14 protein-coding genes are annotated in these 16,426 nt (G+C 38.3%); 8 read left to right on the plus strand and 6 right to left on the minus strand.

Features of this window, described 5'->3' with window-relative positions:
• Window positions 1-156: 156 nt before the first annotated feature.
• Complete coding sequence (locus WN948_RS12860) at window positions 157-909, minus strand: class I SAM-dependent methyltransferase (RefSeq protein WP_342304590.1); 753 nt, start codon at window positions 907-909, stop codon at window positions 157-159.
• Between the two features lie 161 nt (window positions 910-1,070).
• On the opposite strand from WN948_RS12860, the gene WN948_RS12865 reads away from it, so the two are divergent.
• Window positions 1,071-1,808 carry a phospholipase D family protein gene (locus tag WN948_RS12865; protein WP_342304591.1) on the plus strand — a complete coding sequence of 246 codons (738 nt, stop codon included), beginning with the start codon at window positions 1,071-1,073 and terminating at the stop codon, window positions 1,806-1,808.
• A gap of 101 nt (window positions 1,809-1,909) precedes the next feature.
• Here WN948_RS12865 and WN948_RS12870 read toward each other — a convergent pair whose 3' ends face one another.
• Window positions 1,910-2,104, minus strand: a complete 195-nt coding sequence (locus WN948_RS12870; protein ID WP_342304592.1) for a hypothetical protein — start codon at window positions 2,102-2,104, stop codon at window positions 1,910-1,912.
• A 45-nt stretch (window positions 2,105-2,149) separates the two neighbouring features.
• The gene (locus tag WN948_RS12875; RefSeq protein WP_342304593.1) at window positions 2,150-2,647 is read right to left on the minus strand and encodes a flavodoxin family protein; all 498 of its coding nucleotides are present in this window, start codon (window positions 2,645-2,647) and stop codon (window positions 2,150-2,152) included.
• Between the two features lie 395 nt (window positions 2,648-3,042).
• Here WN948_RS12875 and WN948_RS12880 point away from each other — a divergent pair, with 395 nt between their 5' ends.
• The 4 genes from WN948_RS12880 (at window position 3,043) to WN948_RS12895 (ending at window position 6,813) form a co-directional block, all read left to right on the plus strand.
• Window positions 3,043-3,492 carry a hypothetical protein gene (locus WN948_RS12880; RefSeq protein WP_342304594.1) on the plus strand — a complete coding sequence of 150 codons (450 nt, stop codon included), beginning with the start codon at window positions 3,043-3,045 and terminating at the stop codon, window positions 3,490-3,492.
• 86 nt (window positions 3,493-3,578) lie between these two features.
• The gene (locus WN948_RS12885) at window positions 3,579-4,523 is read left to right on the plus strand and encodes an IS5 family transposase (RefSeq protein ID WP_342303665.1); all 945 of its coding nucleotides are present in this window, start codon (window positions 3,579-3,581) and stop codon (window positions 4,521-4,523) included.
• A gap of 167 nt (window positions 4,524-4,690) precedes the next feature.
• Entirely contained in the window at window positions 4,691-6,145 is a 1,455-nt protein-coding gene (locus WN948_RS12890; protein WP_342306480.1) for an IS66 family transposase, read from the plus strand.
• Window positions 6,146-6,363: 218 nt separating this feature from the next.
• Window positions 6,364-6,813, plus strand: coding sequence for a hypothetical protein (locus WN948_RS12895; RefSeq protein ID WP_342304595.1), 450 nt, complete (start codon window positions 6,364-6,366; stop codon window positions 6,811-6,813).
• Window positions 6,814-7,053: 240 nt separating this feature from the next.
• Here WN948_RS12895 and WN948_RS12900 read toward each other — a convergent pair whose 3' ends face one another.
• Window positions 7,054-8,082 (minus strand): cohesin domain-containing protein, encoded by a 1,029-nt coding sequence (locus WN948_RS12900; RefSeq protein WP_342306481.1) that lies wholly within the window; start codon window positions 8,080-8,082, stop codon window positions 7,054-7,056.
• A 467-nt stretch (window positions 8,083-8,549) separates the two neighbouring features.
• Between WN948_RS12900 and WN948_RS12905 the strand changes: the two genes are divergently transcribed.
• A complete protein-coding gene (locus WN948_RS12905) occupies window positions 8,550-9,038 on the plus strand; it encodes a GyrI-like domain-containing protein (RefSeq protein WP_342304596.1) in 489 nt (162 codons plus the stop codon).
• A 105-nt stretch (window positions 9,039-9,143) separates the two neighbouring features.
• Here WN948_RS12905 and WN948_RS12910 read toward each other — a convergent pair whose 3' ends face one another.
• A complete protein-coding gene (locus WN948_RS12910) occupies window positions 9,144-9,341 on the minus strand; it encodes a hypothetical protein (RefSeq protein WP_342304597.1) in 198 nt (65 codons plus the stop codon).
• A 544-nt stretch (window positions 9,342-9,885) separates the two neighbouring features.
• Here WN948_RS12910 and uvrA point away from each other — a divergent pair.
• Both uvrA and WN948_RS12920 read left to right on the plus strand, forming a co-directional pair.
• Window positions 9,886-12,714 carry an excinuclease ABC subunit UvrA gene (gene uvrA / locus WN948_RS12915; RefSeq protein WP_342304598.1) on the plus strand — a complete coding sequence of 943 codons (2,829 nt, stop codon included), beginning with the start codon at window positions 9,886-9,888 and terminating at the stop codon, window positions 12,712-12,714.
• A 209-nt stretch (window positions 12,715-12,923) separates the two neighbouring features.
• Window positions 12,924-14,741 carry a histidine kinase N-terminal 7TM domain-containing protein gene (locus tag WN948_RS12920; RefSeq protein WP_342306482.1) on the plus strand — a complete coding sequence of 606 codons (1,818 nt, stop codon included), beginning with the start codon at window positions 12,924-12,926 and terminating at the stop codon, window positions 14,739-14,741.
• Window positions 14,742-14,939: 198 nt separating this feature from the next.
• Here the strand turns inward: WN948_RS12920 and purB are convergent, their stop codons facing one another.
• Window positions 14,940-16,277 (minus strand): adenylosuccinate lyase, encoded by a 1,338-nt coding sequence (gene purB / locus WN948_RS12925; RefSeq protein ID WP_342304599.1) that lies wholly within the window; start codon window positions 16,275-16,277, stop codon window positions 14,940-14,942.
• Window positions 16,278-16,426: the final 149 nt, after the last annotated feature.

Consider the following 16,426-nt stretch of genomic DNA (forward strand, 5'->3'; position numbering starts at 1 on the left):
TGGTGATGTAGAAGAGAAAAATCAAAAACATCATTTACGGTTAGGAATGATTTTAAACGGTTTGTATTTGGACATGACCTGCTTTTTATGAGCAAGTCACCCCCTATATACGACATTAGAGATTCTTCTTCATTGATTTCTTTTTAAGTTTCAAGGTCATTTATTTGTGTTTTTCTGAAAAACGTAGAATGCATAACCATATTCATCTGGGTACTCTCTGAAGAGTTCTATCTCTTTTCTGTTAAACTCAAGTATCGTTTCTGCCTCAGTGTTTCCTTTATAGCTATCACTGATATCATCGACTCTTTTTTCCAGATGAGCGTAAAAATCATACCAGGTAGAAACTGGCAATTTAAAGTGATCAATGACATCATATCCGGCTGCCATGATAACTTTTTCAGTGTCAGGTATGTTCTTTATATCGGGATAGATATCCTGCCAGAATTTAAGCACCTCCGAAGAAGGTTCATCCGTGAACCATGTGTTCTCTGTCACTGCCATATAGCCCCCAACTTTTAGGAACTGTTTCCAGTAGCTAATTCCTTTTTCAAGACCAAGGATAAAGATAGAGCCTTCTGCCCAGATGACGTCGAACTCTTCTGCTTCAAAAGGCAGTTCATCCATGGAAGCACAAACTGTGGTAATCCTGTCATCAAGTCCTTCTTTAACTGCATTTTCCATCAGTTTATCCAGAAAAGGCTGGTAAATGTCAGTTGCAGTGATGTGACAGTTGTTGCAAATTTTCGCAAGATGTATTGTCTGCATACCCACACCGCAACCAATGTCAAGGATCTTACTGCCTGCAGGAAGAGAAGAAAGCAAATTAAAGGCTTTTTCAGTACACTTGTTATTACCTGGACCCTGCCTAGGCAACCCATCAAATATCTCAAAAATCGGTGATTCTGCCATGAAATTATTGAAGAGATGATTGCCTAAATATTTTATGGTATCACGATATTAATTGCATTTTTTAAAATGACTTTTATCGCAAAATTATGTTGGAACTAAATTAAGTTTCTAATATGGTAAATCACGTAACTTTTAAATAAGTATATTTATATTGTGTAAATATGGCAGATTTTTTAGATACAAGTGGCATTACATATCATTTAGAGAAGCTTATTAAAAATGCAGATGAAAAAGTAGTTCTCATTAGTCCATACTTGAAAATTAATGATAGAATTAAAGAACTAATTGAAGACAAAAATCGAATGAAAATTCATATTGATGTTGTTTATGGGAAAAATGAATTACAACCTGATGAAAATAACTGGTTAAAGTCATTAGATTTTGTTAGAACTGGTTTTTGTAAAAATTTGCATGCTAAATGTTACTTGAGTGAAAAAGAAGCTTTAGTTACTTCTATGAATTTATATGAGTTTTCCCAACAGAATAACAATGAAATGGGGATATATGTCTCAAGAGAAGAAGATCCTAAATTATACGACGATATAAATAAGGAATCAATGAGACTATTCCGTATCAGTGAGGAATTAAAAGTAACTGTCGAAAAGATTGCTCGAAAAGAGAATACAACTAATAATAAATCTAAAGCTGTGCCTAAAAACACACCTAAAACTGCAGTAAATCAGGGTGGGTTTTGTATTCGATGCAATAAGGAAATTAAAATAGACCCAATGAGCCCATATTGCAAAAAATGTTTCACTTCATGGAACAAATATAAGAATGAAGAGTATGAAGAAAAATATTGCCATATATGTGGTCAATTAACTAAATCATCAAAAATTAAACCAACATGCTATAATTGCTATAAGAAGAATAAAAATAAACTAGATTTTCCTCTTTGAACACATTGTGACACTTCAAAGAAGAGAGTAAAAATCATAACTACAATTAGAAGCATGAGAAAAATAGAGGATAAAAGGCTCGTTTGCCTTTTATTTAAACATTATTCCGGAATCTGCTTGTCAGGCGTGACACCATAATATTCAGTTCTTGCTTTACCGAACGGACAACCTTTTGGACCTGTTATCTTAAGTTCTATGTTCTGCAATGCTTTGCACAGGCTGTTACCTGCACGTGCACCTTTGCAGATGATGCAGTACTTCTCACAGAATGCTGGTGCTTTTTTCTTATCTGACATAAATCAATTCTCCCTAGAATACAATTTCAGGATAGAAGAAGTAACTTACTGTACCTTTACCTGTACTTCCTTTGCAAACTCCTTAGCTTTCTGTACACGGGACTCATCAGGCTGTCCTTTTGTGGACGGACCCATCTCACCGAATGCTTTCATCTGAGGGTCGTCTGCCTTGAGTAACATGTCAATCACTGGCTGAGCAAGCTCACCCTGACATTCAAATGTACCAAGTATGTTTGCACCCTCTGCGACCTGGGCACAGGAACCTGTCCATGAGTGGATGGCTTCGAATCCTTCCGGCACAGCGTGGGTCATGAATATACCAAGGTTCTTGCCTGATGTTTTCTCTGATAAGAAGGTCTTTACTTTTGCTGGAATATCGAATTGCATTATAGGGAATCCTACGAATGCGAGGTCATATCCTTCAAGGTTTGCGACCTCACCTATTGGTTTGATCTCCTTTTCCCCTTCAAGTTCACCATAAATTGCTTCAGCTATTTTTTTTGTGTTTCCGGTCTGTGAAAAATATGTTACTAATGTTTTCATATGGATACCTCTGTTTTTTGATAATTTAGTGTATCCACTATAGATTTATATAGATAAGCGTCAGGAAACTGTAGTTGAGGAGGAGAGATACAAAAAAATGACCTTCTTGAGAGAAGTTTGATTGAATGGTGTTTCGGGTGGATAGCTTCTTCTAAATTTCCAATTATGCAAACTAATAAGAAATTATTTTCCACAAATTGAATAGATAACAAAAAAACAGATGTAGTATATAATAAAAAAGACGTTTTTTAAAATGCTGTTGGAAGCATTTCCTTTACTTGGAGAATTGGGATAAATAAGATATCTGAATACTTTCACCTAATCTACAACAAAAATATAAACGGGTAACACAATTTTCATTTAGAAGTGATTAAGACAATAAAGGAAGGGGTTAATTGGATCACCGTAAATTTGTATTTAACAAGGAACCATACTGTATTTGGGATTTGGATTTAGCACAAAAAAACCTTGATTTCATTGAATCAATGAGGCCTGAATATTTCAATTATGTAGCATATAACAACTTTAAACAGCTTGAGGGGAAGGAAAAGAATCTTGCAGCTCTTTCGATTCGATTGGCTTACTTTCATGGGATGGAAACATTCTTCGCACTTATTTGTGCAACTTTGCAAGCTCCAGAATGTGTTGTAGGATGGCTACAAAAATATCAAATTAGCAGTTTGAGGGAAATGGTTGACGATATCGACAATGGACTGAACATAAAGAGAAAAAAAGAGCCGTATCATTTCTCTTGGGAGTATTTATCTAAAACATTTGTAACTATTCAGCCTGACTGTTTTAATGATGCAAAAAACAATATACTATGGCTTCATTCTATGTGTTAAAAAATATTCAGAGGATTTCGATAAACTACCATCAATACCCATACAATTTAATAAAATTTAAATAATAGCAAAGCAAATTTACTATTATGGATTCTTTTACTGATTTTGCCTTAAATGAAGAATATAAGCGTCTCCAATCTGTCGGAGATAAGCTTGCTGAAATTGAATATTTAGTAGATTGGAAGCCTTTTCGCCCTATTCTGGAGTCAATGTACATAAACAGAACAGCTTCAGGCGGACGGCCTGAAGCTGATGTTATTGTAATGTTCAAGATGCTTGTTCTGCAACAATGGCATGGTCTTTCTGATGCTGAGCTTGAAAAGCAGTGTATTGACAGGATATCCTTTAGGAAATTCCTGGGATTTCCTGAATATGTACCAGACAGTACAACTGTCTGGTCATTCAGGAAGAGAATTATCGACAATGGTAAAGAAAAAGCGGTGTGGGATGAAATGCAGAATCAGCTTGATGCTCTTGGTTTGAAGATTAAAAAAGGAATGATCCAGGATGCAACTTTTATTCACTCAGATCCAGGACATGCAAAAGCAGATGTACTCAGAGGAAAAGATGCGAAAACAAGAAGAAGCAAAGATGGAACCTGGACTAAGAAAAATGGTAAATCTCACTTTGGATACAAACTTCATACAATTATTGATAAGGATTATGAACTAATCAGAAGATTTGAGACAACAACTGCATCACTTCACGATTCACAGGTTGATCTGTCTGAAAAGGGTGAAGTGGTGTATAGAGATAAAGGATATTTTGGAGCAATAGCAAAAGGTTTTGCAGCAACAATGCAACGAGCTGTAAGAGGACATCCTTTAGGAATAATGGATATCCTCAGAAATGAAAGAATAAGTGTGAAAAGAGTCCCTTGCGAAAGAGTGTATGCAGTGACAAAAGAAATATTTAAAACCAGAAAGGTTCTTGTTACAACTGTAGAAAGAGTGAATGCAAAAATGTTGATGACAGCTTTTTGTTTTAATCTGCATCAATTGAGGACACTAAAAACCAAAGGAGTAATTTAGGATAGCGGGAGCTATACTAAAAATAAGGATTAATGAAGAGAAATTAAACAAAATGATAAAAAATGAGAGGATATAATTGAGTTTGAATACTTTAATGATCTAAAATGAGGGAATATCGAAATCCTCTTCAGTAAAATATCATAAAAAACGTCTATCAATCTGAGGGGATTTGTATAGACCGCGAAGAAATACTTGCAGTTTATGAAGCTGGTCCAGAAGCAGTAGTAGAACTTGTAACTCGATTACTTGGGATAATTGAACATCAATCTCTCCAAATTGCACAACTTGAAGAGCGTGTCAGGCATTTGGAAGAAATGCTTGAAAAGAATAGTCGCAACAGTAGCAAACCACCTTCTACTGATTCTTATGCACGGAATAAACCAACCGTTAAAAGTCAAAGAAAAAAGACCAATAAGCATGTAGGTGGTCAAAACGGTCATCCTGGTACTACATTAAGAATAAATGATGATCCGGATGAAGTTATTGTTCATCCTGTTAATCAATGCGTCAATTGTGGGAGATCGTTAGCTTCTGTTCCCTCTAACTATGAAAGAAGACAGGTCTTTGACATTCCTCCTATAACTATCAATTGCATTGAACATCGTTGCGAGATTAAAACATGTCCCAAATGTTCTCATGTAAACAAAGCTCTTTTTCCAGATGGTGTAACTCAGCCGACTCAATACGGTCATCGAGTTAAGTCATTTGCAGTTTATTTGCACACTTACCAATTACTTCCTTATCAGCGTGTTACCAAGTTGTTCTCTGATATTTTGGGATGCAAGATAAGTCCTGCTACTTTGGTGAACACGGAACGTAGTTGTTTTGAGAAGCTTGGAGCTTTTGAAAATACAGTGAAACATCTCCTGAAAGAATCTCCTGTCATCAATCTGGATGAAACAGGAATGAGAATAAATGCAGTTCGTAATTGGCTTCATGTGGCAGGTACAGACAAACTGACCTATTATTTTGCACATCGCAAAAGGGGCTCAGAAGCAATGGATGCTATGGGCATATTACCAGGTTACACTGGTGTTGCAACACATGATTTTTGGAAACCGTACAACAAATATGAATGTCAACATTCATTATGTAATGCACATTTATTACGAGAGTTAACTGGAGCTTCCGAAAACAGGGATCAACAGTGGCCAAAGATAATGAGTGATCTCTTGATATGCATTAAACATCATGTTGATAATGATCTTTTAGATACTGAGCTAATTCAAAGGTTCAGTGAGGATTATGATCACATAACTTGTTTAGGAGTGAATGAAAATCCTCCTGATCCGGAATCAAATGTGCGGTCTAAAAAACGAGGACGTAAGAAGCAGACCACGGTAAAGAATTTGCTGGATAGGTTTATTGGCCATAAAGAGGATATCTTGCGATTTATGTACGACCAAAACGTTCCGTTTGATAACAATCAGGCTGAAAGAGAGATCAGAATGACGAAAGTACAGCAGAAGATATCAGGTACTTTCCGCAGTGAACAGGGTGCAAAAAATTTCTGCCGTATAAGAGGATACGTGTCTACTGTTAATAAGAATTCTGAATCTGTTATCGATGCAATTAGTGCAATATTTTATGGCAATTCATTTGTTCCAAAGTTGCAGAATTGATCGTGGATGAAGAAATCAGCTTGGTGGAAGTGAGCTAGGCTGAATAGTTACAAACATTTAATTGTTTTCAACTTGAAGATAAGGAAAAAGAACAGGAAATTAAGGTTGGATATGGCAAATTCTGGAAAAGTTTAGCTACAGAATTCCTAAATGAAAAACGGCGTTCCGAATATAACAACTTAAAGCACGGATTAAGAATCGAACCAGTGGGATTCGAAATGTTCATAGCAGAAGAAAAAGAATGTGTGATGTCACCACCTTTTAATGAAGCTATTTCGATGGGTGGAAGCGAATTTGGTTCTTCGTTTTTGATACGAAATCAAATTTGTGAAAAAGAAAAAAAGAATGGAAAATGCCATTTTCAGGTTGAACAACATAATGTTAACTGGGAACCCATCACCATCACAACCCGACTTATATTATTAAGTCACTCAATTAAAAATATTCTCTCGTATCTGAAAATAGAAAACGGAGTCAAACAAGAAACTGTAACATTCTCTTTGCCATCAGATTTAAGTGTATTTAATAAGGCGTGCAAACCACTAGATGGGGTTTTGAGTATGAACTCTGATTCAATTATTAACCAAGAGGATATTGAGATATTTACTAAAGAGGAAATACTAGCAGTATACAATCAAACGGAAGAGAATGAAGTACATGAAGGTTAACATCAACTGTTTGAAAAAACCCAGCCCATCTTCCTGTAAAACAAGAGAAGTGAGTAAGCATGTTAATCTTCCTTTACTATGGAATTTAGGAAACATGCACCCATGAAAAAAATAAACCGACAATCGTAATATGAGATGTCGGATAGTTTCTCAAAAAAGAATTAGACTCAAGTCGCAAAAAGGGGTTTTGTGTCCAGACCGGACACTATTCAATTTCATCTTAATTCAACGGCATATTGCTTATGTTGCTACTACCCTGACCATATCAACAAATGCATCTTCCCGTGAATTGGACATCTTTCCTCGGAATCGAAGCTTGAGGTTGTTTATGTCATTCAATTCAACGCTCGCGTAGTGCCATCGATTTTCCGTATCCATATATCCTCTTAAAGTTGCTTTTTCAGTCCAGGTAGCTCCTCCATCTGTGGATACATCAAATGCAAGGTATTCTCCTCTGTCAAGACCACTTTCAATGTACCAGGAGAAGGTAATTGTAGCGCTGGTTTTGCCATCCAGATCTATATCTTTAGAGGTTAATGGTGCATCTATAGCCCAGCCATCAATTTCAGCAGAATATCTGCCGTCTATTGCCCGCTGAACTGAATTGGTCCAGTAGCTTTGTCTGCCTTCAGTCCATAGCTCATTCCAGTCCCCCTGCTCAAAGCTATCATAGAATACCTCCTGGGGTCCACTGGATGCTTCTTTAATAGTCAGGGTCGTACTTTTAATCAAGGTGTCTATGGAATTTCCTGATGGGTCACTTATGATCACGTTTTTCAGAGAAATTGTTGATGTGCTTGTAGCCTGCTCTTTTACACTCATTGTGATCCTTGCAAATGACTCAGGTTCTAAGATGCTTGAAGGACCCAATACCACACCATAAATATCAGAAAGTATCCCTGCATTGTTGTCTATGTTTCCGTAGTTGACGAATGTCGCAGCACCTTTCGAACCTAAGAATTTGCCTTTAGATACATCATCTACCTGTATCTTTGAACTGTCAAACTCGAGATCGAACTGTAATCCGGCAATTGCAATATCCGGCGTTACAAAAACATCTACTGTGAAATCTTCACCGGGTGTGACGATTTGAGTTGATGGTTTAAGTGTTACTTCTGCTGCAGTTGAATTAAAACAACCGAAAACAAGAATAAGTAAAAATATAGTAATTATCGTAATGTTTTTGATGAGGTATACCCTCCTTATTTTAGGGTTTGTAGATTTATAGCCATATATAATTATTTGATTTTTTTGATAATAATATATTATTTGTGTTAAACAATACTATTTTGGTACATCTCAAATAGAGAGTTCATAAGAAAGTTGAAAGAATCTACTTTCGGTTCTGTAGAAAAACTATCAGTGTAAGCTTTCAGTTTGTACCCGAGTTTAGTAAGAAAATTCATAGTTTCACACTTCCTTTTCTATGGGTAATATTCCCCACCAGTTCTACTTTTACACCTCTGCTTCCATAAGTACAGAGCTACCAAATTGAGCCGGGATTTTCGCCACTTTTTAAAACTCTTGTATTCCTTTTACCACACCATATCCCATAAATGTCGACTTTTTGACCATATCCTTCCTTTCCTATGAGAATTCAGCCACCATCACACCACAAACACCGGATTTGTTCTTTTTTGCCAACAAGAAATAATTATTACTTTCACCCGACTTACCATGAGTTTTTATTGCACAGGTCACATAAAATAATGTGAAGTTAAAAGTGGGTGATAAGTTTGGAAATTATAAACGAAGCAAAGATAACAGAATTAGAAGAAAGAACCGTAGCATACGTTTCATTTGTTGGCAACTACATGGGAAATGTCGAGGTATTTGAAAAATTATTCACTAAACTTTGTGGCTGGGCTGGACCGAAGCAATTGATGGGACCGGAGACTCTTTTTTTGTCAGCATATTATGATGATCCTGGAGTTACACCCCCAGAGGAACTTAAACTGGATGTGTGCATGACCATTAGCGATGATGTTGAAGTTGAGGGAGAGGTAAAAAAGCAAAAACTTCCCGGGGGAAAGTACGTAGTTATGCGTGCAGAACTGGCAGGAACTGAAGAATACGGCCCTGCATGGGAAAAGATCGTTGATTGGCTGATACAAAATAACCTTGAAATTGACATATCCCGGGCAAGTTACGAGATATATTTGAATTCACCTGAAGAGCATCCGGAAAATCATCATATTCTTGATATATGCATGTCAGTCAAGTAAATCTGATCCAAGGAGTGTTTTGAAAGATTAAAGTATCTCTGTTTTGGCTTGAGCTGTGCTTGGGTTAAATTCAGTTTATTGTGAATTGGGTGTTATTTATTTCCTTTATTTTAAGGAAACCCGGAAATCCCAATTTAATTTATTTTTATTTACAGGTAAGAAACCACATCTGACCATCGCTTCTTTAAACTGCTTATTTGTGATAAAGAAACCATCTGGTGATTCTTCAAAAAGAAGTTTAAGCGCATAACTGGTATAAGGTTTATTTGGTTTTTTTTGCGGAGTATGTTCAAAGTTATCCAATTATCCATGGCTTTTTTTTGAATTTCAGGTAATTCGTAATCACTCATTTTATTCACTCCGGTTTTTCGTAATTTATCAGTAAGGTACCACTAAGCTGTATCTTGATTTCCTTTACTTGAGGGTTCAGGTTATTAATATAAATCGCGATAACTTATATTGTTCCATTTATTTAAGCAACGATGCACAAAAAGAAGGGGCTGTTCAGGTTGTTCTACTAATATATGTACTATTATTCTTTATTTGCACTTATTTTGCTGTGAAGTATGTACTAAATGGATAAGTCACTTATTTTATTATGGGAAAACTAAACCAAAAATACACCCTTAAATACTTTCACCCCACTCACATCAGCCATATATAATCAAACTTCCAATTAACAATCCAATGACAGAGTTTGAGAGAAAAGTAAAGATCATAACCCTGATCCGCAGCATGCAAAAAAGGGATTCATCACGCCGGAATGAAGCAAAACGGCAAACTGTTTTTTAAGCTTGCTCAGTTCACCGTAAACTATACCTATTAATCACTTCATGAGAATAATATAATGTCTTTAAGCAGCATCAGGATAAAAGGTGCTAAAGAGCACAACCTCAAGAATATTGACCTTACCCTGCCACGTGATAAACTTATCGTCATCACCGGGCTCAGTGGTTCAGGTAAATCATCACTTGCTTTTGATACTATTTACGCCGAAGGACAGCGCAGGTATGTGGAATCACTCTCAGCGTATGCCAGGCAGTTCCTCGGACTTATGGAAAAACCGGATGTCGAGTACATCGAAGGGCTGTCCCCTGCCATATCCATCGAGCAGAAGACCACAAGCAAGAATCCCCGCTCAACAGTTGGTACTGTTACTGAGATCTATGATTACCTCAGGCTGCTCTTTGCCCGCATTGGCATAAGGCACTGTCCTGACTGTGGGCGCATAATTGAAACCCAGAGCGTTGACCAGATAGTTGACAGCATAATGAACCTGCGGGAAGGGACGAAGATCCATGTGCTGGCCCCACTTGTCAGGGAAAGGAAGGGAGAGTACAAGAAACTCCTTATCGACCTGCGCACCGAGGGTTTTACACGTGTGCGTGTGGACGGAGAAGTTCACTTACTGGAAGACGCCGAGAATATAGAACTTGGTCGTTATTTTAAACATAATATTGACATCGTTGTGGACAGGCTCGTGATCAAGAAAGGAATCGATGAAAGACTGTCCGACTCCGTGGAAACAGCACTTGAAAAAAGTGGAGGAACGCTTACAGTCCAGGTCATCGATGGCGAAGAACTGACATTCAGCGAGAAACTTGCATGTACCGAATGTGGCATCGGTTTTGAGGAAATGGAACCTGCAGCTTTCTCATTCAATAGCCCGCAGGGTGCATGCCCGCAGTGTCACGGACTTGGAACTTCAATGGAGTTCAACCCTGACCTGATAGTTCCTGATAAGACACTGACACTCAACGAAGGTGCAATAGAACCCTGGTACAGCAAGAAAGTTGACGGATATTACATGCAGTCACTTCAGTCACTGGCAAACCACAAGGGATTTTCAATGGATGTTCCCTTTGAAGAACTAAAACCTGAAGTAAAGGATATTATCTTCAACGGCAGTGAGGAACTGATTCCCTTTGTGCATGTAGGAAAGAATGGTGGAATGTGGAAGCATAAAGGACGCTTCAAGGGAGTTATCGCAAACCTTTCCAAAATATATGAAGGCACGGAATCCGAAAACAGTAAGGACAGGATGAGCAGATACATAAGCACAAAACCATGTTTGACCTGCCATGGTAAGAGGCTCAAACCAGTTACCATTGCAGTTACGATCGATGGGAAGAACATCATCGATACAACAGAAATGGCCGTTGAAGAAGCACTGGACTTCTTCAAGGAACTGGAAACAAAGCTCAACGACAGGGAATATACCATCGCCCGCCTCATACTCAAAGAGATCAAGGCAAGGCTAGGGTTCCTTGTTGATGTGGGTCTAGACTACCTTACATTGAGCAGGTCTGCCGCCACACTTTCAGGAGGAGAAGCACAGCGAATAAGGCTTGCAACACAGATCGGGTCCAGCCTTATGGGTGTGCTCTACATACTTGATGAGCCAAGTATTGGCCTTCATCAAAGGGACAATCTCAGGCTTATTACAACATTGAAACATCTTAGAGATATAGGGAATACCGTACTTGTGGTCGAGCACGATGAGGAAACCATAACCAGTGCAGACTATGTTGTTGACATGGGACCGGGAGCAGGCATACACGGCGGAGAGATAGTTGCCGAAGGCACTCCCAAAGAGATAATGAAGAACAAGAGCTCCACAACCGGAAAATACCTGAGTGGAAAAGTGAAAATAGAGGTCCCGGAAGATAGAAGAGAGCCCACCGGAACCCTAGTCCTTCGGGGTGCAAGCCAGAACAATCTCAAATCCATCGATGTGGAATTCCCTCTGGGAATTCTTGTCTGTGTCACCGGTGTTTCCGGATCAGGAAAGAGTACGCTTATCAATGAAACACTTAACAAAGTGCTTGCAAAGAATCTCAACAGGGCAAGAGACATACCGGGCAAATACAATTCCATAGATGGACTTGAAAATGTGGACAAGGTCATAACCATAGACCAGTCACCCATCGGACGCACACCCAGATCCAACCCTGCGACTTACACTAATCTTTTCACCCCAATTCGGGAACTCTTTGCCCAGACAAAGATGGCACGTGCCAGGGGTTACAAACCAGGACGTTTTAGTTTCAATGTCCGTGGTGGCAGGTGTGAAGCATGTTCCGGTGACGGGATAATAACGATTGAGATGCACTTTTTACCTGATGTGTATGTTCCATGCGAAGTATGCCATGGCAAACGTTACAATAGAGAAACACTGGAAGTAACTTACAAGGACAGGAACATTGCCGAAGTTCTTGACATGACAGTTGAGGAAGCCTTTGAGTTCTTTGAGAATGTGCCAAAGATCAGTAAAAAACTCCAGACGCTCAACGATGTAGGTCTGGGGTACATTAAACTGGGACAATCGTCTACCACACTTTCAGGAGGAGAAGCACAGAGAGTTAAACTCGCAACCGAACTGAGCAAACGCTCCACCGGTAAAACAGTTCATATACTGGATGAACCTACAACCGGCCTTCATTTTGACGATGTTAAAAAGCTCCTTGAAGTCCTGCAAAGACTTGTGGATGCCGGAAATACCGTGATAGTCATCGAACACAACCTCGACGTGATAAAAACTGCAGACTGGTTAATAGATCTTGGACCAGAGGGTGGAGACCGTGGCGGAGAAATCATTGCCCAGGGAACTCCGGAAGAAGTAGCTAAAAGCGATATTTCCTATACAGGGATGTTTTTGAAGAAAATGTTGGATTAAGAAATAATCTAATACAACTTATTTATATTTTATATATGGTCCCTGTAATTTTCATATAGCTAGTATAATTTTTGTGCATAAAGTATTAAGCAGATAATATTCATTTGATAAAAGTTCCGGCAACATATATTTATTTACAGATATTGTAGTAATATAAAAAAACGAGTCGTATACTAAATCAATAAGTATTGACAGACAAAAACGTAAACATGTATCTCAATTATTTTGCACTGCCACTATTTGCACTGGTGTTTATTCTGTGTGCACTGATATTCTATATTCAAAAGCATAGAGATAAAGACGGTACTACCTATTTCTCATTACTTTTATGTTCCATTATTGTTTATACATTTTTTTATGTATTCGAAATATCTTCAGCAACATTGAATTCTACTTTAACCTATTACAAACTTGAATATATTGGAATTCCTTTTATTCCAGCTTTATTGCTGATCTTTACAATAAAATACACAGGGAAAAAACAATGGTCAACCACAGCGACAACTTTTGCAATCGTTGCCATTCCATTAGTAACTATGCTCCTTGTGTTCACTACTGAGAAACATACTCTATATCACAAGGAAATATTCCTTAGTCCTGAAGCAATCTTTCCTATACTGGCATTTGAACCTGGTACATGGTATTGGATTCAGCAATTTTATACCATCCTCTGTATTAGTTTCAGCATTGTCCTTCTGCTAAACATGCGAACAGAGGTCATGCCAGCTTTTCGAAAACAGGTATCTGTAGTAATGCTTGGAACATTAATACCCTTTTTAGTATTCTTACTCTATATTGCTGGAATATTTCCGCCTGGCCTTGATCCAATTCCTTTTTCTCTTGCATTTTGTGGTATAATAATTTATTTTGGCCTGACACATTACAAATTATTAGATCTAGCTCCTCTTGCACGTAGTCTGCTTTTTGAAAAAATGCCTGACGGGGTAATTGTTCTTGATGAAATGCAAAGAATAGTTGATTGTAACCATTCTGCGACAAAATACCTGGAACTTACATCGGATTATATTGGAAAAATAGTATCTGAAACACTGGTTTCCTGGCCAGAACTTATTACTAACAGACAGAATGCAGTTGAAAGAAATAGCCTTGAAGTGAAAAAGAGCGTTGGTGGAGAAAACATCTGGCTTAATGTTGATTTTTTGCCACTTTCCAGTGAAAATAAAAATGCACTGGGACAAATGATAATACTTCGAAATATTACAGAAAGTAAAAAAGCGCAGGAAACATTGCTTGAAACTAATCGGAATCTTGAAAAAGCCACGATCCGTGCAAAACACATGACTGAACAGGCAGAAATGGCAAACCGTGCAAAAAGTGAATTCATTGCCAACATGAGCCATGAAATTCGGACGCCTCTTAATGGAGTGATGGGTTTTTCTGATCTGCTGATGCAAACAGAACTTACAGAATCACAATTATATTACATTCAAACAGTGCATACATCAGCAAATACATTGCTTGATCTGGTCAATGATGTATTAGATTTTTCAAAAATAGAAGCTGGAAAACTGGAACTTAATCCAGAAAGAACACAACTCATGGAGTTGCTTAAGCAAATTACAGATATTGTTAATTATAAAGTCCATGAGAAAGAGCTTGAAATTAAACTGAACATAGAATCAAACATACCAGAATATATCATTGTTGATGATCTGAGATTGAGGCAGATATTAATTAATCTCTTAAGTAATGCTATAAAGTTCACTGAAACAGGTGAAATTGAACTGAAAGTGGAACCCTCTATTCTTCATTACAAAACGCATGAAATCGGACTAACATTTTCAGTGAAAGATACAGGAATTGGAATCGCAAAAGAGAACAGAAGCAGGATATTTGATTCTTTTTCGCAGGGAGATGGTTCCATAAGTCGCAGGTACGGAGGAACAGGTCTTGGACTGACGATATCAAACAGGCTTCTTGATATGATGGGATCTAAACTTGAACTTGAAAGTGAAGTTGGAAAAGGAAGCACTTTTTATTTTACTGTCGTTTTGCCTGTCGATTAAGGACAAATAGTTATCGCAAACATCTCCACTAATAGCTTTCACGAGTGGATTTAATGACAATGAAAACTAAGACAACGTTGTTATTTAATTGGTCTGTTTAGACAGAGAACAATTCGTTATGAAATTGTTCCCGATGTCCCGGAAAAAGTAAAATATAAAATAGAATTATCAAAATAGAATTGCGAAAAAAAGAGGAAATTAGTTCCTCTTCAGTTTTGCAACTACCATTTCAACCTGCTCTACAGCAGTACCAATGTACTTATCCGGATCGACCAGATTGCTTATGTCCTCTTCACTCAGGTAATTTGCAACGTTAGGGTTTGCCAGCAGGACGTCCTTGAAATACTTGCCGGATTCATGAGCTTCCATTGCACTGGAGCGGACAAGCTCGTGAGCTTCCTGGCGACCTACACCACGCATTGCAAGTTCTATCATTACAGCCTCACCCATATTCAGTCCCTTAAGAAGGTCAAGGTTGCGGCGGATGTTCTCCGGATAGAACCTTAAGTTTTCGATCACGCCGATTGCGAGCTTTATGATATGATCGGTAAGGACACATGCCTCGGGGAAAACGATCCTTTCGCATGAGGAATTAGTCAGGTCCCTTTCATCCCATAGTGTGTTGTTCTGAAGTTCAGGTTCGATCATGGCACGAACGATCCTTGCAAGACCGCATATCTGTTCGGACTTGATGGGGTTACGCTTGTGTGGCATTGTAGAAGAACCGACCTGTTTTTTCCTGAAGCTTTCCTCAACCTCAGCTATCTCACTTCTCTGGAGGGTACGTATTTCCACAGCCACCTTGTCAAGAGTAGTGACGGTGTTTGCCATCCACATGACAAATTCAGCATGGCGGTCTCTCTGGATGATCTGGTTTGAAACATCAACTGAGCCAATCTCAAGATACTGCATTACCTTTTTTTGAATCTCAATTCCATCCTTTCCAAATGCAGCCTGAGTACCTACTGCACCAGTCATCTGACCAACTATAAGTCGTGGCTTGAGTTGTTCAAGGCGCTCTATGTGTCTTGCAACCTCGGATGCCCATATGGCAAACCTCAATCCATAGGTTGTTGGAACACCGATCTGTCCGTGTGTTCTTCCTGCACATACCAGGTTCTTGTGTGTATCTGCCTGAAGGAGAAGTACATCAAGAAGAGTGTGGATCTTATCTTCAAGGATCTTCACAGCATCCTTTAACTGAAGACCTGTTGCAGTATCAAGCATATCATTTGATGTGGCACCGAAGTGCACCCATTTATCTGCATCTTCCGCACACTTTTCAGACATGGCGATAACCACTGCCATCATATCGTGGTGAATCTCGTCTTCAATCTCTTTTACCCTTTCAAGTTCCACAGAACCAATACTGGCCTCTATAATATCTGCAGCTTCTTTTGGGATAAGTCCAATATCTGCTTCAGCTCTTGCAAGTGCAGCTTCAGCTTTCATGACCTTCTCAAGACGGTTTACCTCGCTCCAGACAAATTTCATTTCATCTGTTCCGTAACGGTATTCTATAGGGTGGATTGCCATTTATTAAATCTCCATGATATTGATATATATCTTTCAATTAACGATATGATTCTGGTATAGTAAATCTACCAATAAATAGGCTTTGTATGGTTAAAAGAAGAAAAATGATAGCAATGCCGTAACATGCAATAGACTTACTCTTTTATGAA

It is taken from the genome of Methanolobus sp. ZRKC5, from assembly GCF_038446525.1.
GTDB lineage: Archaea > Halobacteriota > Methanosarcinia > Methanosarcinales > Methanosarcinaceae > Methanolobus.